Origin of the sequence: Hafnia sp. HMSC23F03, from assembly GCF_001816025.1 — a bacterium.
Taxonomy (GTDB): domain Bacteria; phylum Pseudomonadota; class Gammaproteobacteria; order Enterobacterales; family Enterobacteriaceae; genus Hafnia; species Hafnia paralvei.
On the sequence record NZ_KV824197.1, the window covers coordinates 46,760 to 72,664 of the forward strand.

Below are 25,905 nucleotides of genomic sequence, written 5' to 3' on the forward strand. Positions count from 1 at the left end.
GCTTAGGCCACAACCGATGTCACGTTACTGTTACGCTGCGCTTGCCCGAGAATTTCGTCTCGAGAGCCATCAGCCACCACTTTGCCGTTATCCATCACGATAATTCGATCAACCATCGCTAAAAGCGCGGGACGATGTGTAACTAAGACCAACGTGCGCCCCGCCATCCAGCTCTGAAGCTGGCGGATCACGTAGCTTTCGAGCTGCTCGTCCATGGACGCCGTAGGTTCATCTAACAGCACGACCTGAGGATTACGCACGATCATACGGCTGAGCATCACCATTTGCCGCTGTCCTCCAGAAAGCCCACGCCCGCCCTCGTTGATCATACGATCTAAACTGGCGGCGTCTTTTTGCACCATGCCTAACGCTCCGCTAATCCGCAGCGCCTGAATCAGCTCCTGATCGGTGGCATGTGGATGTCCTAGCATCAGGTTTTGCCGCAAAGTGCCAAAGAACAGACGCGAATCCTGCGATAGCAAACCAATCTGTCGCCGCACATCCACCGGATCGATATAAGCCATATCAACGCCGTCAATAATCAGTTTCCCTTTGCTGGGCTCCGCCTGACCTGAAAGCAATTTTAGCAAGGTGGATTTCCCCGCTCCCACCTTGCCCACCAGCGCCACACGTTCACCGGGTTTTATTTCTAATTCAGGGATATATAACGCTTGTTCCCCTTTTTCTATGTCATAGCTGTATTGCACATTTTCGAACTGGTAGTGCCCTGCCAGCGCCGGACAGTGCGCCATTTTTTTCTCTGGATCGCGATCTAACGGTTTCTTCAACAGCTCATTCAGCCCGGTCATGGCGCTTTTGGCATGCTGCCAACGAGAAAAGACCATCGTAAGCTGCATGAGCGGCGCAATGGTGCGTGAAGAAAGCAGGCTACAAGCCACCATGGTACCGGTGGTGATATCCCCCGCCAGCACCAGATATGCCCCGAGAACCAGCATCCCTGCATAGGTAATTTGTTGTACCGTCGACGCCCAGCCGCTAAGCCGTGCGCCCCACACGCGCTGCTTCATGCCGATAGCCGCACTGACGTGGTGTGTCTGTTCCCACTGACGCTGAAAATAGGGCTCAGCCTGCAGCGCTTTAATATCCTCAACGCCCTCAATCGACTCCACCAGCACCGCGTTACGAATGGCGCTTTCGCGCATCCCTTCTTTCGCCAACTTAGCCAGCGGCCACTGGATCAAAATGCCAGGGATCACAATCAGCGGAATAGCGATCAGCGGGATAGCAACCAAAGGCCCGCCCACCATTGCCATAATGGCTAAAAACAGCAGCACGAACGGCATATCCATCGCGGCACCCACGGTTGTCGACGTCAGCAGCTCACGCACCTGATCGATTTCCCGCAGTTGAGAAATAAAAGAACCAGTGGATTTTGGACGCGCATCATTTTTAATCGCCAGCGCTCGGGCAAAGAACATCGATGACACTTTTAAGTCGATATGTTTGCCCATAAGATCGGAAATATGGGTACGTGATAGGCGAATGAAATACTCCAAAAATGCAGCAAACAAAACACCGATAAACAGCACCCATAGCGTCGGATACGACTGGGCAGGTATCACCCGATCGTACACCTGCATAGAAAACAAAATTCCCGCCAGCGCGAGGACGTTGCCCAATACCGATGCGAGAGAGATTTCAGACAGCTTGCGTCCAGCATGCTTAAAATGATGCCAGAACCAGTGCTCGCGATAAGGCTGCACGAAATCGTCAATGCGTGAGTCCTGCCCGCGAGCCGCAATCCCCAGCAACACGACGTCGGGTTGTATGCGTGCCAGCAGCGCGTCGAGTTCCTCTTCACGCACCATGTCGCCACAGTCGCTTAGCCAATAGCTCACATGCTTTTCAGCATCCATGTTTTCCAAGATCAGCACTGAACCATCTTCCAACTGCGCCATCACCGGCATGATCTCATTCCGCCACCGGACATTATTTTTTGGGCGAATGCTGATCTGTAATCCGAGTAACGCCCCCAACCGCTCCAATCGACGCTGCACGGGGAGATTTTCAAACCAGCGCATCTGCTGGCGTAGTGCGGGAATATCGCAGGGAAGTCCAAAGCGCCCTGCCGCGCGCCCCATCGCTAAAATCCATTTATCGGCGTTTGCATGTTGATCTGCTGCCATCGCATACCTCTTCTGGATTTAACGCGTTCGTCATAATGCAGGCAGGGTATCGCCCGTCACTTTTGGCCGTGAAATATTCAACATATCGAGTAAGTTATCTACCGCACCCGCATAGCGAACTGCCGCATCCCAGACGTCATAGCGGGCAATAATCGCCGCACTATCAGCCTGTAATACATCTTGCTCAACGCTGAGTAGGTCATTCAGACTACGTTTGCTGAGCTTGTATTCATCCTGATAGACGCTGCGGGTATTTTCCGCCGAGCTGAATTGTTCTTCACCCGCCAATTGACGCTGCTGCGCACCGATCAGATCTGCATACGCCACCGACGCCTTTTGGTTTATGTCCAACTTACTCGCCTCTACTTCTGCCTGAGCCGATTGGCGATCGCCCTCCGCGGCATCCACTTTGGCACTGGTCGCGCCCCCCTGATATATCGGGGCCTGCACCACTAATTGCACCTGATCGTCCCAATAGGAACTCGAGCTGTTTTCATAGCGAGTTCGCCCAGCCTGCACTGAAATAGTCGGCCAGTGCTGAGCCTCAGCCTGTCGCACGCGCTGTTCAGCCGCTAGCTGCTTAGCCTGCGCACTGCGCACAGCACTGTTTTGCTCATAGGGAAGGTCTTTAATGGTGATCTTTTGATCGAGGAGGTCTTTGGGTAAATCGGGAAGGTTTGTCGCCACAACGCCCGTTAAGACTGAGAGATTCGCCTGCGCTGAACGTTCTTGTGCGCGGTACTGTTCATAGGTGGCATTCATTCCAGCAATGCGGGTTTCCGCCTGAAGGACATCAGACTGTGAGCTTAGCCCTGCATCCGCGCGGAGTTTCGACATCTCTTTGACCGCTTCCAGCGACGCCAGATTGCGCTGTGCCGCAGCCATAAGCTCTTGATAACGTTTAACCTGCAAATAGGCTTGCACCGTCTGCTGTCCGACGTTATTCAATACGCTATAGAGCTGATAATCATAAGCTGCACCGAGGTTTTGTTGCTCATCGATGCTGCCGCTCGTTTTACCAAAATCGTACAGCAGTTGATTCAGCGTCACGCCCGCCGACGCATTGCTGTTCAGCGAACCGGAAGAGTCCGTTTGATGCGAACGCCCTGCCGCACTCTGCAATGAAATCTGCGGGAACCAAGCACTTTTTGCCACGGTCAAGTTTGCCGCGCCGACATGAATCTGCGCCGACGCTTGGGCGATTTGGGGATGACGACCAAACGCCCGCAGAATCGCTTCTTTGATCGAAAGCTCAGCCTCCATTTGCTCGGAGGGTGCCGACTGCCACTGATAATCCGCAGCCGGTGCTTTAGCCAACAGCGGGAACGAGGTAAAACAGCTCAAACCACAGCACAACCAGGCCGTTACCGGCCATTTTTTTAAGCGCTTCATAATGTTGCCCCACCTTTACATCGTGATGATGGCTTATCGATTTTTGTGTTTAGAGCTCATCCCGCTCTGTGTTCCTGTTCTCAAGTGAGAAAAAGGATAATGTTGGTGTAACTGTTAATATCGCGATGCTCTATGGTGTAACCGATCGGTGTAACGTCCCGCCCGCCTCTCTGCGTCGGGTCGGCATGCCACATCCCTGTGGCATCTTTCCCCACGCCAACATCCTGTTGGCGCTGCTCTAACGGCCTAGGCTTAAACTAAAACCCATGCGTGAACTCAGGCTGCACATTGCCTCGCCCATCTACATCAAATTCACGTGCAGACCCTGTTGGATCAGGACGTCTCCCAACGTGCTGTTGCCGGTTGATGAGTTATGGTAAACGTCATAGGTCACGCCATTGACTTCGCGCTGGCCGCTGACATCCCAAATATCACCTTGCCCATGCACCAGATTGACCCGGTCGCCGACGCTGCCTTTAATCAGTAGGTCGTCTTCCGGTTTGTCCGTCACCTTGAGCGCCTCCTTAAGATCTAAAGTGATGGTGTTATTGCCCGCTTTGCCTAGGTCGAAAATCTCAATGTGCTCGACCTTCAGCCCCAGTGACGTTAAATCCAGATTCATGTTGCTGCCGTTCAGCACCAATGTGTCGGTGCCTGAACCGCCGTCAATATGAGTGAAGCCAAGATCGGTAACGTGCACGGTGTCGCTCGCCGTACTGCCGGTGACCGAAGCACCGCTGTTGTGCGTCCCATCAGCCAGATCAATGGTGACGCCGCCGATGGTGAAAGTGCCGGAGGACGGTGTGGTGACGGAGTCATCGCCAGTCGTGCTAGACAGCGATTGAGACAGATGATCCTGAGTACTGGATTGGCTGGTATCAACATCATCCAGACTCATTGTCATCATCATCGGCGCTGGTGCGGACGTTGGGGTGATATCAATAATATGGCCATCGAGTCCCACGTTGACGCTAACGCCGTTGCCGGCATAATCCTGAGCACTCAGGTTAACGACCTTGTTGAGCAGTAATAGGTTCAGCAAATCCAACGTCAGCGTGAGCGATGCCGACCAATTTCCTTGCCCATCGACTTTGGCATCTGCCGCGAGCGTGTCATTCAGCAATGAAACATGGACGTTGTCCCCTTGCTTCAGATTGCCCGCCGTCCCTTTTATCACCAGCAATTTTCCGCCGAACAACAGATCGGTCAGCGATGGCAGAGCGAGAGCCGCCATCGTTAAAACAGGTTGGGTGAGTTTGACGCCGACATCCACGCCGGTGCTGTTGGTATTGCCCACCACGTCGGTAACTTTAACGCCAATATGCAAATTGCCGTCGGTGAGGGTTTTAAGCAGCGTAGGGCTGAGGTTTAACGACCAAGTACCGTTAGCATTCACCGTGGCCTGATAGTCTACGGCACCTAACGTCACCACCACTTTCGCGCCCGGTAATGCGCTACTCACCGTACCGCTCAGCAGTTGTGAAACACCTGATTCAGCGATATTCAACACGCCATCGCTGCCAAATAGCCCACTCGCAATCCCCACGGTTGGTAAATGGGTAATCACGTTGAGTGAACCACCGGTGCTCACCGTATTGCCAATTGGGTTAGTCAACGAGACATTGACGCCGAGATTGCCATCGCCAAGCAGTGACAAATCCGTTTTAGGAACACTAATGCTCCATGAACCATCACTCCCTACCGTTGTGAGATAGGACTTACCGCCTAGCGTCACGGTAAGCTGAGAACCTTGTGCATTGGTACTGGTTCCGCTGATCACTTGAGCGCTGGCTAAATCGCCAATATTCAAACCGCCGTCGCCAAAAATGCTGCCAATGGTCAGCGTCGGTAACGCATGCGTGATAACCGAAAGTAGGCCGCTGGCGCTGGCAGGGTTACCGGCCACATCTTTCGCCGTAACGCTCACTGTGAGATTGCCATCCAGCAGTGCTTTCAGGTCTAACGGTGGAACGGAAAGACTCCATGCACCGTTGTTATCTACCGGTATGCTGTACGCTTTCCCGCCTAGCGTTAGGCTTAATGATCCCCCCGCCAGATTCACAGATGTTCCACTTATCACCTGAGCCGATAGCAAGTCACCGACATTCAACGCACCATCACCAAACAGGCTGCCGATAGAAATCGATGGGAGAGCATGGGTTAGCGTCGTCAGGATCGATGGCTGGGTAACAACATTGCCAACCGAGTCCGTCACACTCACGCTAATGTTGAGTTTTCCATCGGGTAGATTGCTCAATACGCTGCTGTTAATGACCTGACTCCAGGTGCCATCGGCGTTGATGGTCGCCGTCAGCAGCGTTCCACCGACGTTAATATTGACAGAACCCGAGGTCATATTGGTCACTTTGCCGCTGATAGTCTGATTCACCAGCGACTCAACGTGATTAAGGTAGCCATCTCCACCAAACAGAGCGTTAAGAGCAATACTCGGCAGATTCGTCAAACCGACTTTAACGCCCGCCGTCGCCGATGAGGTATTACCGGTCGGCGTAGTGACGGTCACCGTTGCGGTTAAGCTACCATCTGGCAATTGAGACAAATTGGCCGGCGTGAGCGTGATGCTAAAGCTTCCATCCGCCAAGGTCACACCGGTGAAAGTTTTGCCCCCCACCAGTACGCTAACGGTTGAACCCAGTGGCGCACCGGTCGCCGTACCTGTAATCAATTGGTTGGCCGTCGCATCCACCGCGTTCAGCAAACCATCGCCAAACAGAGAGATGTTGTTTAATACCGGCGCGGTGAGATCAAGTTTGAGTCCAACACTTTGGTCTACAGGGTTACCCGCAATGTCGCTACCTTTCACCTCAACCGTGACGTTACCGCCGACGATGCCTTCCAAAATACCGAGTATCTGAGGGGTAACCGCAATGCTCCATTTACCGTCGGCACCCACTAGCGCAGTGGCAACCTGAGAACCCCCAATCAGCACCTGCAGCGTTTGCCCTACCATACCGCTGGTTGAACCGCCTATCGACAATCCTCCTACCAGCGCTTCGGTTAATGACAGTACGCCGTCGCCAAAGAGCGGATCCAGCACCAACGTTGGTAGGTTATGGGTAATCACGTTCAGATTTGTATTACTGGTCACCACGTTGCCCGACGGATCGGTTGCCGTGATCACCACTTTCACCGAACCGTCTTGCAGACCGGCTAAAACATTTTGCGGAATACTGGCGCTCCACGTTCCATTGCTGTTCACCGTCGCATGGAAAGTATTAATCCCCAGTTGCACATCAACCGTGGTGCCCGCCACCATATTGCCGAGCGTGCCGGTAACCACGTTATTCGCCGTGCTTTCCAGTTTATTCAGGAAACCATCGCCTATCGCGACTACGTTTTGAATAATCGGTAAGTCGGTCAGCGCCAAATCAACATGCACTGGCGTATGAACAATATTGCCATTGACGTCCGTGAGCACCAGATCGAAATCCAAGGTTTTCCCACTAGCCAGCAGCCATAGGCTAGGATCAATGTTAATACTCCACTTACCGTTGTTCCCCACGGTCGCCGTGAAATCCTGCCCTAATATTGTGGCCGTAACTTTGGCACCGGTATAATTGCCGCTGGCCGTTCCTGATAGCGTTTGCGTCAGTAATGACTCTGCTAGGTTCAGCACGCCGTTGCCGCCAATCAATGTATTAACCGTGTCACCAAGCCCCGGATTTAATGCCACATTCAAGCCCACGTTCACCGGAACGCTAACGTTCCCCGCGCTATCGGTGCTGGTGACGCTAATCACCTGTGGGCCATCGACGAGAGTTTGTAAGTCCAGTGTAGGAATGGTAAGCGACCATTTACCTGCATTATCCGTTTGGACCGTTTCAGTTAGCGGCCCCAGTTTAATGGTGATATTGCTATTAGGTTCAGACGATCCATTTAGAAGCATCCCAGCACCAATATTGATGGTATTGAGTAAGCTGCCAATGCTGATTGGATTAACACTAACTAGCGGAATGGTAGTATCTACCTGAATCGGGCGATCAACCTCAACGCTATTGCCCGCTTTATCCGTCAGCGTCGCGACAATCGTTGGACTGCTTTGCCCCAAAGCGGCCATATCCGCGACCGGAATAACCACCGACCATTTTGCTCCGCCCGCACCATCGCTCACGACGCTAGCGCTGTAGGTTTTGCTGTTGAGGGTTATCTGTACGTTTTGACCAATATCTGCTGCACTTGCCGTACCGCTTAATGTCTGAGGCACTGCGGCTTCTGCGGCATTCAGGATGTCATTGCCAGCAAACGCATTGATGGTCAGGGTTGGAGCCGTGAGATCAACGTTAACATCCAAGTTTGCGGTTTGAGGTAACGGCAATCCGCCTATGGCCGTAATAGTATGTGAGCCTTCAGAGAATACCGTGCTTGGAACGCTCACTTGCCATGTTCCATCCGCCGCAACCACTAAAGGTGGTGACGTATAAGGCGGTAAACCGCTAATCGTAACCACAATCGTACTCAAAGGGGCTAAGCCCGTGGAATGACCACTGACAGTGACGATTCCTGACGTCAAATCGTTGCTTCCAAGCAGATTATCTACGCTAATTGGATCAATCGTTATCCCCGGTACCGATGACAGCGGATCAACGATGTAGCTGGTTGATGGTGATGTTGCTGAATTACCTGCAGCATCAGTGGCGGTAACGACTAAAGAACCATTTGGGATATCCACTAAATCGGTGATTTTCAGCGTATAGTTCCAAGAACCATCACCGTTTACCGTTGTGGTAAATGGGCGACCGCCGATGTTGATAGTGATAGATTGCCCTACTGACAACCCTGTAGATCCTCCGCTAATAGTTTGCGCAGTATGAAGATCGGCGTAATCAATCACACCATCAGAAATAAAGTTGGTATCCACCGTAATCGTCGGCGGAGTCAGCGCGATAAGCGCTTGCCCGGTCGAAGAATTGGTATTTTCCCCCTCATCTGTAACGGAAACCTTAATGTTTTGTACGTCGCTGCCCAAATTCAACGTCGTCATATCACTTGGCTGCAAGTCTAACGACCATGACGTGCCGTCTGCGCTTATGGTTGCAGTAAAGTCATGGTTGTTAATCGTGACCGTAACGTGAGACTTGGCGATTGGAGAATTATTGAGCGTTAATAAGCCATGTAGGGTTTGCACACTAGCACTATCGCTAATGTTTAAGGCTCCGTCACCAAACGGGGTATCCAGCGTCACGGTTGGCGGCGTCAGATAAGCAATAAACGTTGGCGCTGGTGTGATCGTGGTTGAGTTACCCGCGGCATCCTGCGCGGTGAGCGTAATCTCATGTTCACCATTGCCAATGTTAACCAACGCTTTGGGTGGTAGCGAAATTGTCCAGTTGCCGCTGTCATCAACAGAGCCAGTATAGGTGACACCATCAATATCAATGCTTAGTTTAACGGCTTGGTTCGGACCAGAAGAGCCTGTTTTCCCCGTCAATACTATCGTGTCGTTAGCCTCACCAATATTCAGGAAACCATCATTGAATAGCGTGCCAATGGTTGGATTTGGTGCCACCAAACTAGCGGTAAAATCGCCGTCAACCGATTTGGAATTACCCGCGTGATCGGTCACCTCAACATGAATCTTTCCTGGGCCATCGATAACCGTTGCCAGAGCGTCTGGCTGCACCACCAACGTCCACTTGCCATTGTCCGTTACTGTGGCGGTCAACGTTTCAGTACCGATGGTCACTTTGACAATCTGCCCTGCACCAATAATGCCGGTGCTACCCGTGAGGGTTTGCGGCAAGCCTGTCTCCGCAATGCTCAGCAAGCCATCACCAAACGGTAGGTTAATCGTCGGTGCGGGTAATGTATGAGTCAGAATCTCAGCGTTTTGCGTCGCCGAGGTCACCACGTTCCCCGCAGAATCGGTTACTGTCACTGATAGTACCCAAGTACCATCCGGCAGCGATTGTAAGGTCGCCACATCCAGCGGTAGCGTCCAGCTTCCGTCTGCGTTCACCGTGGCTGAGATCGGCGTTCCGTTGACGTTAACGATAACACTCACGCCGACATTGGTATTTAATCCTGACAAACCATGCAGGCTAGTTGCCGTCTGCGAATCGACAAAGTTTAAGATCCCATCACCAAATGGCACATCCAATGTGGGCACTGGCAACGTCACATGAGAGGTGAAATTTGCAACCGTACTCGTATCACTATTTCCCGCACGATCTGCCAATGTCACGCTCAGGGTATGACCAGTACTATCGTTCAACGCGCCAAGCACGTTAGATGGAAGCTGTACCGTCCAATTACCGTTCGCATCTACCGCCCCCGAATATCGAGTACCATCAAGGGTGATATAGACCGTTTGTCCTGCGCCAAGCAAACCTGAGTTACCTGTTAATGTCTGCCCCAGCAATGCTTCAGCGTTATTGAGTATATTGTCACCAAACAGTGGAAGCGTTAACACCGCCGTTGGCTCGAAATGTGTCAACACATCCAGTTGTCCCGTGGTGCTCCCTACGTTACCAAAGGTATCGGTAGCCGTGACGCTAATGGCTGCTTTGCCGTCAGCTAATATGTCTAAGGCATGTCCACTCACCGGAATCGACCAGTTGCCATTGGCTCCTACACTACCGATGAGCTGCACGCTGTTACTGCCGCTACCGATGGTTATTGTGATCTGCGTGCCTTCAAGCAAATGCGAAGAGGCGCCAGTTAACACCCCGCCCGCAGCCGATTCGGCGATGCTGAGAATTCCGTCGGTAAACGGCGTATCCAGTGTGAGTGTCGGTAGGAGATGTGTTCCCACATTCAGAGACAAATCTTTGCTCGTCGTATTGCCAGCGCTATCGGTGGCCGTAACGGTAATCGTGTTGGTTCCATCCGGCAGAGCCTGTAAGTCGCCAGCCGAAACCGTTAGTTTCCATATACCATTGCCATCGGCAATAACCTGAACAGTATTTTTATTGATGGTGACGCTGACCGTTTGGCCTGGATCTGTTTTACCACTCAATATCTGCGAAACCAGCGCTTCCGCGTAGTTCAGAATATTGTCAGTAACAAAGAGATCGATACTTAGGAGCGGAGCCTGGGTATCCACTTGCACGCTATGCGTATCGCTGGCGGGGTTTTTCGCTACATCGTTCACGCTGGCAACGATGTTTTGTGAGCCTTGACCAAGGTTCTGCACGTCAGCAGCCGGAACCGTAACGCTCCACAACCCATTGGCGTCTACGCTGCCGATGTAGGTTTTGCCGCCCAACGTAACGGTAACGGTTTGTCCATTGGTGACGTGGGTTGTAGTACCGGTAATTTGCAGGTCACTTTGTGCTTCTTTAGCGTTAATCACGTTATCACCGGCCACGGTGTTCACATGAATCGTCGGCAAATCGGCAGGCTGTGCAATCACCGTGACATTGTGGGAGTCCGTTGCAGGGTTACCGCTGGTGTCGCTGACCGAGACGTTGATGCCATCAATGCCATCTGGCAACAGTTTGACGTCGGCGAGAGGCACATCATAACTCCAACTTCCGTCTGCATTGACGCTGGTGGTATAGGTTTTACCGTTCAGCGTAATGGTCACGATTTGGTTGGCTTCAACGTGAGTGGACGTACCTGAGATCGTTAGCGGAGCATTAATCTCGACGGCATTAATATAATCATCGCCCGAAATAGTGCCAATATGGATAGTCGGTTGATTCGCCGCAGAAGCATCCAATTTAACCACTTGATTAACGGTGCCGGTATTACCTGCGGCATCGATTAACGAAGCATTGAACAAAATATTGCCATCACTGATGCCGTTTAGCGCACCCGCAGGCAATGTGAGGCTCCACGTACCGTCAGGATTCACATTGGCCGTATAGGTTGCGCCATTAACCACCACTTTGAGAATCACAGTATCGCCACTATCACTAACGGGCGCGGTCCCTGAAATCACCAGAGGACTATGCGCTTCCGCAGCGTTAATCACGTTGTCGCCGGTGATTGGATTGATGGTTAATACTGGCAGTGTTTTATCGATCTGCGCACTACCGTTTGCGTTATTACTGTTGCCCACCGCATCGGTTGCCGTCACGGTGATGGCCTGAGTCCCATCCTTTAGGCTGGTGAAATCACCGCTTGGAATATTCACCGTCCAGTTGCCCTGTGCATCAACCGTCGCAGTATAATTTTTACCGCCAAAGTTGACGGTCACCTGCTGCCCAACCCCAGCCACTCCGGTCGTCCCGCTCAGTTGCTGATTACTTCCAGCCTCCGCCGCATTCAAATAGCCATCACCAAACGGCGTATTTAAGGTCGGGTTCGGAGAGTTATGAGTAATAATGCCAAAGTTCTGGCTTGAGGATACGGGGTTTCCAGCGCTGTCCACCGCCGCCACCGTCACCGTAGCGGTGCCATCCGGAATGGCTTTGGCATCTAACGTTGGCACAGTAAAGCTCCATGCCCCTCCCGCCTGAATGGTGGTGGTATATGTCTTGCCGTTAAGGGTAATTTCTACCGTCCCCCCAACCGGAATATTAACGGAGGTTCCGTTCACCACCAGCCCCGAAGCCACTTCGGCTGAGTTAACCAGATTGTCACCGGTGAGCGGTGATACGGTTAACGCGCTAGCAGACGTATTCACTGTGAAGCCATGGCTGGCCTGCGCGCTATTGCCGCTCAGATCGCTGACTTTAACGTCGAGCGTGTAACTGCCGTTGTTCAAACCGCTTAATGCACCCGCCGGAATGTTCACCGACCAATTGCCACCCGCGTTCACCGTACCGGTATAGCTGCTACCGCCAATGGTCACCGTAACAACCTGTCCAGCCTCGACGTTCACGGCTTTACCGGTTACCGTCTGTAGATTCTGACGTTCAGTACCATCCAGCACGTCGTTACCTGCAAAAACGTTAACGCTTAGCAACGGCGCATAGTTAGGATCGGAATCAATCGAAATGGTTTGTTGCAGACTCGCACCGTTCCCCGCTTTATCGGTCACGCTCACGCTGATGGTGGTATCCCCATTGCTCAGAGCTTTCAAATCTGCAGAAGGAATGGAGGTGGTCCAGTTGCCGCTAGCATCTACCGTCGCGGTATACGATTTACCATTCAGAGTAATACTGACTTTTTGACCCACTTCGGCTCCCACTGCGGTACCCGACAGCGTTTGTGCCTGCGTAGCTTCCTGAATATTCAGGCGATTATCGCCACTGAAAGGGTTCACCGTCAGTACAGGTGCGACAGTATCTACTGATGCAGAGAGAGAGCCACTAACCTGATTACCCGCAATATCACCCGCTGTCACCTTGATAACCTGATTACCATTTTGCAGCATCTGCACGTCGGCCTGTGGCACCACGACTTTCCAGTTACCATTGGCATCAACGCTGCCGGTGTAATCATGGCCATTTAAGTTCAGGGTTATGGTTTGCCCTGCGCCTGCAATCCCCGTTTTCCCGGTAATCGTCTGTGCGCTCTGTGCTTCGGTGGCGTTAAGCACGCCATCACCAAATGGCACATTGATGGTCGGGTTCGGCAAAGTATGGGTGAACACATTGAGATCGTGCGTTGCGCTTACCGAATGACCGTCCTTGTCCGTTACGGTCGCAGTCACGGTGGCTACGCCGTCTTTCAGCGCTTTCAAATCAACGCTGCTCACTGAGGTTTGCCAATTGCCATTAGCATCCACCGTGGCGGTATAGTTTTTGCCATTCAGCTTAACGGTAACGGCGCTGCCAGTACTCACGTTGGTCGTGGTGCCGTGAATGTTGAGTGCTCCGTTGCTCTCGGCAACGCTGAGGTAGTCATCGCCTGCGATAATCGCAATCGCAATGCTGCCGTGAGTTGTATCTGTATCAACGGTGAAGCTGAATTTGCCGTTAACGGTTTGTCCCGCCAAGTCCGTAACGCTGACACTACCGTTAGCAATGCCATCAGGTAATTTTTCCAGATCGGCGGAAGGGATCTTCAAGCTCCACGAGCCGTTGGAAAGCACATGCGTGGTGTAGGTTTGTCCGTTGAGCGTCACGGTGATCGTGCTGCCGGTTTCGGCGTTGGTGGTTGTGCCTTTAAGTATCTGATCGGTTTTAGCTTCGCTGTTATCCAGCGTACCATCGCCAGCAAAGGTGGAAACCGTGACCGTTGGCTGAAGGTTTTTCACCACAAAGTTATGGCTGGTGGTAGTGCTATTTCCTGCTGCGTCCGTCAATGTCGCAGTAATCGAGTGATTACCATTCGTGAGCGGCGCTAGGTCAGCAGCCGGAACATTAACGCTCCAGCGCCCATCGGACCCCACTGTTGCACTGTAGTGCTTACCGTTAATCTGCACATCAACGAGTTTACCCTGCTCGGTAGCGGACGCCGTTCCCGACACGGTTTGCACATTTTTCTGTTCAGTGGCATTAAGCACATCGTCACCAGCAAAAACAGCGATAGACAGCAATGGAGCCGTTGTATCAACGCTAACGCTACCGTTTATCTTGCCATTATTGCCGGCCGCATCAGTGGCAGAAACCTGATATGCCAACGGTCCATCAGCGAAATTATGTAAATCATTTACCGGAACCGATACGCTCCAATGACCCTGAGCATCAACCACCGCGCTATAGACTTTCCCGCCCAACGTGACGGTAACGGTTTGCGCGCCATGAATGCCTGACGTTCCTGTTAAGGTTTGAACCTTGCCAGATTCTTGTAAATTCAAAATTCCGTCGGTGAACGGGGTGTCAATCGTTGGCGCAGGCAAATCATGCGTCAATACGTTGAGCGTATGCTGATTAGAAACCGTATTCCCCTGAGAATCCTTCACTGACGCAGTGATCTTAATCGGTCCATCGGCCAACCCAGCAAGATCGGCAGCCGGAACACTGACCGTCCAGTGGCCAGCCACACCCACCGTCGCACCATAAGTTTTACCGTTGAGCAACACGGTGACATGTGCACCGGCACTCACACCCACGGTGGTACCATTGATAGCCAACGGCAGTAGCGCTTCATTAGCGCTGAGATAATCGTCACTGGAGACAATTGAAATTGCGATAGATGAGCTGTCACCTGAAGCTTTAAAGCTATGGGTACTGTTTGCGGTTTGATTCGCCAGATCGCTGACGCTGACGGTAAAACTATGGTTACCAACGGATAACGAACTTAAATCACTCTCTGGGATAGTTGCTTTCCAAGAACCATCAGATTGAACAACCGCCAGATAGGTTTTACCGCTGTCGAGCTTGATCGTAACAACGCGTCCGGCCTCGACGTTTAACGTGGTTCCGCTCAGCACTTGAGCCGTTTTCGCCTCAGCGCTGTTTAGGACATCATCTCCCGCAAATTGCGCAACGCTAATCAACGGCGATGTGGTTTTCACATCAATCTGGTCGGTCTTTGTGCTGGTATTGCCGTATTTATCTGTTATAGAGACAGATAAATTAATTAATCCTTGAGGCAAATGCTGAAGATCGCCGCTAATAACACCGATGCTCCAGGTGCCATCTGCGCCCACAATTCCCGTGTAGGTTTTTCCGTTCAGCGTAAGCGTGACCTTTTGCCCCGCGTTATCTGCACTCGTCTTTCCACTCAAATGCTGTGTTAACGCGCTTTCTAGCTTGCTGAGGATATTATCGCCGGCAAAGGCATTCAGGGTTAAATCAGGCAGCGTCGTTTTGACATTCACCACCAGATTCGTCGTTGTGCTATGCCCAGCGCTATTGGTGATAGTGGCACTGATATTTAGGTTACCCTGCGGTAACGCCTGTAAATCAGCGGTAGGAATATTGATACTCCAATTCCCATCTTTACCCACTATGCCGGTGTAGGTTTTTCCACCCATTGTGATCGTGATGGTTCGTCCAGCATTCGAGGCTGCGGTGCTACCGCTCAGTATCTGGCTGGCCAAACTTTCATTGTGATTGAGGATATTGTCGCCAGCAAAAGCATTCAGTTTTAAGGTTGGGTTTGTTGTTCCACCACCATTCCCGCCGCCATTACCATTGCCGCCGTTGCCGTTTCCATTGCCTCCACCATTGCCATTGCCATTGCCACCATTTCCATTTCCGCTTCCATCTCCTGAGTTGCTGTCGCCATGTCCTCCGCCCCCTCCACCAGCAGCCAGTGCTATACCACCGCCGATGGCTAATGCCCCGAGAACCCCGCCAATCACACCGGCAGAGATACCTTCATGCCCAACTAATGTTGTGATCCCGTCACCCAACGTTTGATAAGTCGGGATCACGGCTTGTGCGGTCGAAGAACCGGCCATATCTGCAAACGGGAAAATGGCATGGTGTGTCGTTTTGCCATCGTCGAAAACTAATTCGCTGTGTTCACCGTGTTCATCAATAAAGAAGAAGCGCTGGTAGCGCATGGTAGAGCCATCTTTCATATGAACAATGAGATCGTTCCCCTGACGTTCATAGCTGGCAACCATGGCAGAATCACCGTGGATTCTAACCACGCTGGATTCGGTTAGGGTAACCACTCGGTTACCTTGCGCATGCGCGTACTGAGTTATTTGCTTGCCGTTAGAACGCGCAACAATATCAACGTTTCCAGAATTCTCTAATGCGCCAGATACTGAATTTGACTGTGCCATAACCGCCCCTTCAATCGCTTTGCTGTCTATAAAGCGCGCTTAAAAGCTGCGCAAACTGAACCGCAGAACAGCGTTTCAGCTGTTCCGTAAAAATCACTGGCCTAGTTAAAAAACTAAAAACAAAGAGTAGAAACGTGTTGATACTTTTTAGAATAAATTCCCTTACCTAGAAATATATAAACAACGATTGATAATTAGGCAATCAGTAATTTACATAAATTTAACTATACGGTATGGAATTGACGTTTTTTTTTCGCAGCATGCAACGATGAATTCATAAATAAAACATCATTCATATTAAATTCAACAAGATAAGTAGTTACGAAAAAAGCAATGACAAAAGAGAGGAATGTTAATGGTTAGTAAATTTATTCATTCATTAGATCTATCATTAATGAGACTAATCATAATTTCTAATTATTTATTATCGACCTTTACAGCCGGATCTTTAACGCCTAAAGTTAATCAATCATATGATTAACTTTATTAGTGGCGATGAAATCATCTGACCAACCTTTAAATACGCCGACCACATCCCGCGGCGAGCAAGCAAAACAAGCGCTGATAGATTCCGCCATTGTTCTCTTCGGCGAACGTGGGCTGGAGGGGGCGACCACGCGCGATATTGCCTTAAAAGCAGGGCAAAACATCGCGGCTATTACCTACTACTTTCAATCTAAAGAGGGGCTATATCTGGCGGTTGCCCGCTGGATTAGCGATTTTATCAGCCGAGCGTTTGCCCCATTACAGCAGGAGTGCTCGCTGTTTCTTGCGCAGAAGGCTCCCGCGCCAAGCGAATACTTAGCCTTTATTCGTCGCGGCCTGAGCATTTTCTGTCATCTGATGACGCAGCCCGAAACGCTGCATCTCAGCCAGATAATGTCCCGCGAACAGTTGGCTCCCACCGCAGCCTACCCGCTGATCCATCAACAATGTATTGCCCCTTTGCATCAGCTAATGACAAAACTGGTTGCGGGTTACAGCGGTTTGCCCCCTGAAAGCAGCATTACCACCCTGCATACACATGCCTTATTAGGCGAAGTGTTGGCTTTTCGCATGGCGCGCGAAACGATACGGATTCAGGCCGGTTGGGCGTCGATTGGCCCCGAACAGGCCGATTTAATTAATCAGGTATTACAACAACATATCGAGTTATTACTGAACGGACTGCGTATGACTTATTCACCTCACGGTCAGATGCAGTCGACTACGTATGGAAATAGTGATGAATAACAAAAAGCTTATTGGGATCGTTGCCGTACTGGTTATTGTTGCACTCGCGCTCGGTGGTTTTTACTACTACCGCAGCCATGAAGATCGGGGGTTGACGCTTTACGGTAATGTGGATATTCGCACCGTAAACTTAGGCTTTCGCGTCGGGGGGCGTCTCGCTTCGCTGGACGTGGATGAAGGCGACACCGTGACCCGGGGAATGTTGTTGGGAAAACTTGATGATGCCCCCTTCATCAATTCGCTAAACGAAGCTAAAGCCAACGTCGCGGCAGCCCAAGCTCAGCTAGATTTATTGCTAGCAGGCTATCGTACCGAAGAGATTGCTCAGGCTCGCGCTGCCGTTGCACAGCAACAGGCGGCCTTTAGCTACGCCGACAGTTATCTGAAACGTCAGCAAGGCTTGTGGGCAAGTAAAGCCACCTCGGCTAACGATTTGGAAGATGCCAAAACCGCACGCAATCAGGCATTAGCCAATTTGCAGGCGGCCAAAGATAAGCTGTCTCAATATGAAACAGGTAACCGCCCGCAGGAAATTGAACAGGCACAGGCGAGCTTGGCTCAGGCTCAGGCTGCGGCGGCTCAGGCTGAACTTAACCTGAAAGATACTCAACTGTTTGCCCCCTCGGATGGCACCATTCTGACTCGTGCGGTAGAACCCGGCACCATGTTGGCCTCAGGCAGCACGGTATTCAGCGTATCGTTAACCCGTCCGGTGTGGATCCGCGCGTATGTCAGTGAAGAGAATCTCAGCAAAGCCATACCAGGAACGGAAATACAGATTTATACCGACGGTCGTCCAGATAAGCCCTACCACGGCAAAATCGGTTTTGTTTCGCCAACCGCAGAATTCACCCCGAAAAGCGTCGAAACACCGGAATTACGCACCGATTTGGTTTATCGCCTGCGCGTTATCGTAACCGATGCCGATGACAGTCTACGTCAAGGAATGCCTGTCACATTGCGCTTCAACGACGACGGCGCAACACGCTAAGGAATGCAACCATGAGTACGCAACACAAAATCGTGCTCGACGGCGTAGAAAAGCGTTTTGCGGGCATGGCACAACCGGCGGTCGCCAGTCTGACTACGCGCATCGCAAGCGGTGCCGTAATGGGGCTCGTCGGGCCGGACGGTGCAGGGAAAACCACGCTCATTCGTATGCTGGCTGGCCTTCTGAAACCAAGCACCGGCAAAATAGAGGTAGTCGGTTTGGATCCGATTGCCCAAGACAGCGAATTGCACGCTATTTTGGGCTATATGCCGCAAAAGTTTGGCCTATATGAAGATCTCACCGTTATCGAAAACCTTACGCTGTATGCCGATCTGCGCGGCGTAATCGGTGAGGAGCGGCAAAAAACCTTCGAAAAACTGCTGAAGTTTACGGATTTAACCCGTTTTACCGAACGGTTGGCCGGTAAGCTATCCGGCGGAATGAAGCAGAAACTTGGCTTAGCCTGTACCTTAGTCGGCGAGCCCAAAGTTCTGCTGCTGGATGAACCCGGCGTCGGTGTCGATCCTATTTCTCGCCGCGAACTCTGGCGCATGGTGCACGAGCTGGCAGACGAAGGAATGCTGATCCTATGGAGCACCTCCTATCTCGATGAAGCCGAGCAGTGCCGTGAAGTTCTGCTGATGAACGAAGGCAAACTGCTTTACAGCGGCGCCCCACAAGAATTAACCCAACGCATGGCGGGTCGCACTATTTTACTGCGCGCTAAAGGCATCTCACACCGCAAATTGCTGCAACGTGCTATCTGCCTCCCATCGGTCAGTGACGGTGTCATCCAAGGTAAATACCTGCGCTTGATTCTGAAGGAAAACGCCGATCACTCTGCTTTGTTACAAGCGCTCGAACAGCCTGAAGCCGAGTTGCTTGAAGCCGAGCCGCGTTTTGAAGATGCCTTCATCGATTTACTCGGCGGTGGGCCAGACCATGAATCTGAGCTGGCGAAAATTATGCCGCAGGTCAAAGTCGATCCCGCTGAAACCGTTATTGAAGCGCAGCAGCTAACCAAAAAATTTGGTGATTTTGCCGCTACTGACCACGTTGATTTTCAGGTCAAACGCGGCGAAATATTCGGTCTTTTAGGGCCCAATGGCGCAGGTAAATCCACCACCTTCAAAATGATGTGTGCCCTGCTCAAGCCAACCAGCGGCAAAGCGTTGGTGTTGGGACTGGATCTGAAAACCGATTCTGGCCAAGCACGTCAGCATTTGGGCTATATGGCGCAGAAGTTTTCGCTCTATGGCAATCTGACGGTGGCACAAAATCTGAAGTTTTTCTCCGGCGTATACGGGCTGAAAGGCAAGCAGCAGAAAGACAAAATTAACGGCATGATCAATGCCTTTAACTTCACACCGATTTTAGACCAAACCCCAGATTCTCTGCCGCTCGGTTTCAAACAACGGCTAGCGTTAGCCTGTTCGCTGATGCATGAACCCGACATCCTTTTTCTGGATGAGCCGACCTCCGGCGTCGATCCCCTCACCCGCCGAGAATTTTGGCTGCACATTAACGGTATGGTTGATAAAGGCGTTACCGTTATGGTCACTACGCACTTTATGGATGAAGCGGAATATTGCGATCGCATCGGGCTTGTCTATCGCGGCAAAATTATCGCCGCAGGATCGCCAGATCAGCTGAAGCACAGCGTCGCCAACGATGACAATCCAAACCCGACCATGGAACAGGCTTTCATTGAGCTGGTTCAGGGATACGATAAGGAGCAAATGTCATGAGTGAAAGTGCCAACAATATCCATTTTTCCTGGCGTCGGCTGCGCGCGTTATGCCGCAAGGAAACCGCACAGATCCTGCGTGATCCGAGCAGCGCGTTAATTGCCGTGGTCATTCCGCTGATGCTGCTGTTCATTTTTGGCTATGGTATCAATCTGGACTCCAGCAAACTGCATGTCGGCATCTTAATGGAACAGCAATCCGAAGACGCCCGCGACTTGGCTAACACCTTTATTGGCTCTCCCTATATCGCCGCCACGGTGAGCGACGATCGTCAGGGGCTCATCAAAAAACTTCAGGCTGGGAAAATTCGTGGTCTGATCGTGATCCCCGTCGATTTCTCCGCTCAATTGGCTCGCCCAGAGGGAAAAGCCCCTATCCAGGTTATTACCGACGGCAGTGAGCCTAATACAGCGAACTTTGTGCAAGGCTATGCCGAAGGTATCTGGCAAATCTGGTTACAGCAGCGCGCTGTTGATAACGGTGGTGAATTTAAGCCATTAATCAACGTACAGCTGCGCTATTGGTTTAACCCTGCCGCGATCAGTCAACATTTTATTATTCCCGGCGCCATCACCATTATCATGACAGTAATCGGTGCGATTCTAACCTCGCTGGTCATTGCCCGAGAATGGGAGCGCGGTACCATGGAAGCGCTGCTGTCTACGCAGGTAACGCGTACCGAACTGCTGCTCTCTAAGCTCTTGCCCTATTACATATTGGGTCTGCTCGCTATGACGCTGTGCATGCTGGTGGCGGTATTCGTGATGGGCGTGCCCTATCGAGGTTCGCTGGCGATATTGTTCGTGATGACCAGTCTGTTTCTGGCAAGCACGCTGGGAATGGGGTTGTTGATTTCAACCATTACTCGTAACCAGTTCAATGCCGCAATGGTTGCGCTGAATGCGGGCTTCTTACCCGCGGTCATGCTTTCTGGCTTTATCTTTGAAATCGACAGCATGCCCGCCATTGTTCAAGCGGTGACTTATGTTATCCCCGCACGCTACTTTGTCAGTACCTTACAAACGCTATTTTTAGCCGGGAATATCGGCAGCGTTCTGCTGGTTAACCTGCTGTTTTTGATTATTTCCGCGGTGGTATTTATCGGGCTTACCGCATGGAAAACCAAGCGTCGTCTGGATTAAGGATGTGTTATGTTCTATAGATTGTGGACTCTGATCGTTAAAGAACTTCAATCGCTACTGCGCGATCCACAGACTCGCGCCATCTTGATCATGCCGGTAATTCTACAGGTCGTCCTGTTTCCTTTTGCCGCGACGCTGGAAGTGACTAACGCCAGCATCGCGATTTACAGCGAAGACAGCGGTCAATCCTCTGTCGAACTCACACAGCGTTTTGCCAAGGCGAAGGCATTTTCACACGTTTTATTACTACACAGCCCGCAAGAAATTGCGCCTACGATTGATAACCGTCAGGCGCTGCTGCTGATCCGTTTTCCAGCCAATTTCTCTCGCGATATCCTGTCAGGCCATCAGGCACCGTTGCAGTTAATACTGGATGGACGTAGCTCGAACAGCGCCCAAATTGCCGCGAACTACGTGCAACAAATCGTGCGTGATTATCAGCAAGAATTGGTCAGTGGTCAGCCTGCTCAGTCACAAGATTTGGCCCAGAAAAACTCCGAGTTGGTAGTACGCAACTGGTACAACCCGAATCTAGATTACAAATGGTTTGTGGTGCCATCTTTGATTGCCATGATTACCACTATCGGCGTGCTGATCGTCACTTCCCTTTCGGTTGCGCGCGAGCGTGAACAAGGGACGCTGGAGCAGCTGCTGGTTTCACCGCTTAATACTTGGCAGATCTTTGTCGGCAAGGCGATTCCCGCACTGATAGTCGCCACGTTCCAAGCCACTATCGTGCTATTGATTGGGATCTTTGCTTATCAGATCCCATTTGCTGGATCGCTGCTGCTGTTTTACTTTACGATGCTGATCTATGGGCTTTCATTAGTGGGTTTTGGGCTACTGATTTCATCGCTCTGTTCAACCCAACAGCAGGCGTTTATCGGCGTATTTGTCTTTATGATGCCCGCGATTTTACTGTCAGGGTATGTATCACCGGTGGAAAATATGCCCGTGTGGCTGCAAAACCTGACGTGGGTGAATCCCATCCGCCACTTCACCGATATCACCAAAGAGCTCTATTTAAAGGATGTTAGCTTCGATATTATCTGGCACAGTTTATGGCCGCTGTTGGTGATCACGCTCACCACGGGCAGCGCTGCTTATGCCATGTTTAGGCGCAAGATTGCGTGAAAACAGGTATATATCCGAAACCATAAGCAACTCATGTCAGTTCACGACACTATTGCTATACTGCGACACAGAATTTGTCTAGGTAGGGTCATATCAGCACTATGTTAAGTCCGAAGGAACCGTCTAAAAGCAACGATGCTTCACTTTCAGGGATTACCCGCAGCTATGCGTTGTTTATTTGTCTACTGGTTCTAGCAAACTTGTTGTATGGCTATAACTATGTCAATGCATATATCAACAGCAAACAAACCATGCTGTCAGCGGTGGCCGACCAGCTACAAAAGCGCATCGAAACCTATCGCTTTGTGACCTACCAAATCTATGACAATCTTTCTGCCAGCAATTCGGTGCAGCTCCCTTCTCCGGTCAATGAAATCCGTTTACGCCCCGATATCTATCTGCTGGAGAAGAGCCGTCATAAGACTGACGCTTTAATTTTCGGCCTACACGACGTAACGACCAGCGATCTCGCGATGCGCATGTCGAACTATCTCGACATCCTATGGGGCGCAGAGACAGAAACTTATTCGATGTATTACCTGAATGGGCAAGATAATAGCCTGATTCTGATCTCGACCATGCCGATGAAAGATCTCTCCGCGCGCTATAAAGAGGGGTATCTCGGCAACGTGGTCGAGTCGCGAAAAGCCGAAATGCTACAACAATCTAACTCATTGGATGAACGCGAAGGATTCTCTGGGCTGCGCAAATTTCGCTTCCTAAATTCTTACTATTTTACCTTACGTACCACGTTCAATAATCCGGGACATTTGGCCACCGTTGTCGCTTTCGACCTGCCCGTCGGCGATATTCTGCCTCGTGATTTACCGGTACAACGCTTCCAAATTACAGAAAATCCAGATTCGCTATCGGAGATGATGTCTCGTGAAGACCTTCCTCCGGCGTATACCACGCTGAGATGGCCATGGCTGACAATTAGCGCTCCGTTGTATAACACGCCGCTGAAGGTGGATTTCAATGTTCCAGCCACGACCCTGATTGTAGATATGCTGAGAAATAATTTCTGGCTGCTCTTAATCAATCTGCTGGTGTTAGCGCTGTCATTTATCGGCTTTTATTTTGTGCGTCATCAATATATCCGTCCAGGTAAACGCATGGCGGCGCAGCTGAGCGCCCAGCAAGAGATGAATCAGGAGATCATTACTCATCTACCGATCGGGCTGCTGATTTATCGCTTTGACACCGATGCTGTGGTCGCCAGCAATAAGATTGCCGATCACCTGCTACCGCACCTCAGCCTGAGTAAAATTGCCAGCATGGCGCAGGAACATCAGGGGCGGATTCAGGCGACGGTCAATAATGAAATGTATGAAATTCAAATGGTGCGTAGCCAGCAGAATATTAAATCTGCCCTATTCCTGATGCGCGATTTGGATAAAGAGATGATGGTCAGCAAAAAGCTGAAACAGGCTCAGAGTGAATATGAAAAAAATCTGACCGCACGCAAAATAATGACCAGCAATCTTAGCCGTGAGCTTAACGATCCCCTGAGCAATATTCAGAAGCTGGTCACGGATATCCAAAATAATAAAGATGACCCGCGTGTACTGGATTTACTGTGGGCAGAAGCTCGCCACGCGCAGGTTTTAATTAATGAAATCACGCTGCTTACTGAAATAGAAAACCGTGATTGGCGTCCGGTCACTGAAACGTTCAACCTTAACAAGCGTATTGATGAACTACTCAAACGTAGCCTGCCGGAAATCCGCCGCAAAGGCTTAACATTGATCAATCACACCGATATCGAGCCAGAAAGAGAATTCATCGGTGACATACGATCATTAGAACAAGTACTTTCCATGCTGTTGCACTATTCAATTATTACCACGGTGTACGGCAAGATCACGCTAAAAGTCACGCAGAAACCTGAGTCACCAGACCATCTTTATTTTGAACTCAGTGATACAGGGACTGGCGTATCGAACAAGGAAATTTATGGTCTCCGCTACCCTAATTTAGGCGAGCCGCAGAGCGACCGTTTCGCTAAAGGCTCAGGCATGACCTATTATCTTTGTGGTCAGTTGTGCAAACGAATGAGTGGCAGGCTGGATATCCAAAGCAAAGATGACATTGGCACCAGATACAACTTCAACTGCATTATGCATCCCGTCGAAAAGCAGGAAGAAGAGTCCGAAAAATTACTCGATGGAATTACGGCATATCTGCAAATTACGTCCGATGAAATCCGCAGCCTGATTACACATAAACTCGCGGCGTTCGGTGCTGCATCGATTATTGCAGACGGTCGGGATGCCAATGAAGAATATGACATCACGCTCACCGATTCTCCCGAAAATGCTGAAGACTACACGCTGCTTCTAGTGTCAGACATCGATGGCTTTGAAGAGTATGCACCACATCGCATTAAGGCAAATTTCAACCTAACAGAGCCGTTAATTGATGCCATTCTGCTACTTATTGAACAGCAAATAGCGGTCACAGAATCGCCAATCGATACGGATTATGCCGAAAATGAAGATCCAGCATCTGATAGCACTCCTTTTAAATCAAAGGATTACTTTTCCCTGTTTGTGGAAACAGTACCGGAAGATGTACAGAAACTGTATACTGAAGCGGAACAGAGTGATTTATCCCCGCTTTCACTAACTGCACATCGCCTAAAAGGCGTTTTTGCCATGCTTAACATTCCTACCGGCAAAACGTTATGTGAACAGTTAGAGCACGCCATAAAAGAAAGCGACGTAACAAATATAAAGATTTTGATCAGTCAGATTGATACTTTTGTCAGCCGACTGCTTCTACTAGGTAGCCAACAACATGAATAACCTAAATGTAATTATTGCTGATGACCATCCAATTGTCCTATTCGGTATTCGGAAGTCACTTGAACAAATCGAATGGGTTAACGTTGTCGGGGAATTTGAAGACTCAACGGCACTCATCAATAGCTTATCTAAGCTGGATGCGAATGTACTGATCACCGATCTTTCCATGCCGGGCGACAAATACGGCGATGGCATTACCTTGATTAAATATATCAAGCGCCACTTCCCTCATTTGTCGATTATTGTTCTGACGATGAACAATAACCCTGCTATTTTGAGCGCCGTTCTCGAATTAGACATTGAAGGTATCGTTCTTAAACAGGGCGCACCGGCAGATTTGCCGAAAGCCTTAGCCGCGCTGCAAAAAGGGAAGAAATTCACGCCAGAAAGCGTGTCTAAACTGCTCGAGAAGATCAGCGCGAGTGGCTATGGCGATAAACGTTTGTCACCAAAAGAAAGCGAAGTATTGCGCCTGTTTGCCGAAGGTTTCTTGGTAACGGAAATCGCTAAAAAGCTAAACCGTAGTATCAAAACAATCAGTAGCCAAAAGAAATCTGCAATGCTGAAATTAGGCGTTGATAACGATATCGCACTGCTGAACTACCTCTCCTCCGTGAATATTATGTCGGTGGATAAAGAGTAAGGGTGCATACACCGGTGCCATTTTTGCACGGCTTTGTTTTATGTTATGGCTGTGTAAGGTTCCGCCCGCCAGTCAATATCGAGCGTCATTGAGACACCAATGAAGGCGTACGGGCAGAGACCACCAGCGCGTG

The 25,905-nt window shown here is 50.6% G+C and carries 10 protein-coding genes; 7 read left to right on the forward strand and 3 right to left on the reverse strand.

The window, feature by feature from the left end:
- Positions 1–2 precede the first annotated feature (2 nt).
- The 3 genes from HMPREF3091_RS03930 to HMPREF3091_RS03940 form a co-directional block, all read right to left on the reverse strand.
- Positions 3–2,147 carry a type I secretion system permease/ATPase gene (locus tag HMPREF3091_RS03930; protein WP_004089562.1) on the reverse strand — a complete coding sequence of 715 codons (2,145 nt, stop codon included), beginning with the start codon at positions 2,145–2,147 and terminating at the stop codon, positions 3–5.
- 30 nt (positions 2,148–2,177) lie between these two features.
- Entirely contained in the window at positions 2,178–3,539 is a 1,362-nt protein-coding gene (locus tag HMPREF3091_RS03935; protein WP_070714356.1) for a TolC family outer membrane protein, read from the reverse strand.
- 301 nt (positions 3,540–3,840) lie between these two features.
- The gene (locus HMPREF3091_RS03940) at positions 3,841–16,074 is read right to left on the reverse strand and encodes an Ig-like domain-containing protein (RefSeq protein WP_070714359.1); all 12,234 of its coding nucleotides are present in this window, start codon (positions 16,072–16,074) and stop codon (positions 3,841–3,843) included.
- Positions 16,075–16,569: 495 nt separating this feature from the next.
- On the opposite strand from HMPREF3091_RS03940, the gene cecR reads away from it, so the two are divergent.
- From cecR to rcsB, 7 genes are all read left to right on the forward strand, one after another.
- Positions 16,570–17,307 (forward strand): CerR family C-terminal domain-containing protein, encoded by a 738-nt coding sequence (gene cecR, locus HMPREF3091_RS03945; RefSeq protein ID WP_004089567.1) that lies wholly within the window; start codon positions 16,570–16,572, stop codon positions 17,305–17,307.
- A complete protein-coding gene (gene hlyD, locus HMPREF3091_RS03950) occupies positions 17,300–18,298 on the forward strand; it encodes a secretion protein HlyD (protein ID WP_070714361.1) in 999 nt (332 codons plus the stop codon). Before cecR ends, hlyD begins: the two co-directional genes overlap by 8 nt.
- A gap of 11 nt (positions 18,299–18,309) precedes the next feature.
- Positions 18,310–20,046, forward strand: a complete 1,737-nt coding sequence (locus HMPREF3091_RS03955; RefSeq protein ID WP_070714363.1) for an ATP-binding cassette domain-containing protein — start codon at positions 18,310–18,312, stop codon at positions 20,044–20,046.
- Positions 20,043–21,188, forward strand: coding sequence for an ABC transporter permease (locus HMPREF3091_RS03960; protein WP_004089570.1), 1,146 nt, complete (start codon positions 20,043–20,045; stop codon positions 21,186–21,188). Before HMPREF3091_RS03955 ends, HMPREF3091_RS03960 begins: the two co-directional genes overlap by 4 nt.
- 9 nt (positions 21,189–21,197) lie before the next feature.
- Complete coding sequence (locus HMPREF3091_RS03965; protein WP_070714365.1) at positions 21,198–22,322, forward strand: ABC transporter permease; 1,125 nt, start codon at positions 21,198–21,200, stop codon at positions 22,320–22,322.
- A gap of 101 nt (positions 22,323–22,423) precedes the next feature.
- Positions 22,424–25,129: a phosphotransferase RcsD gene (rcsD, locus tag HMPREF3091_RS03970; protein WP_070714368.1), complete on the forward strand. Its 2,706-nt coding sequence runs from the start codon at positions 22,424–22,426 to the stop codon at positions 25,127–25,129.
- Entirely contained in the window at positions 25,122–25,772 is a 651-nt protein-coding gene (gene rcsB, locus HMPREF3091_RS03975) for a response regulator transcription factor RcsB (protein ID WP_004089576.1), read from the forward strand. Before rcsD ends, rcsB begins: the two co-directional genes overlap by 8 nt.
- Positions 25,773–25,905 lie beyond the last annotated feature (133 nt).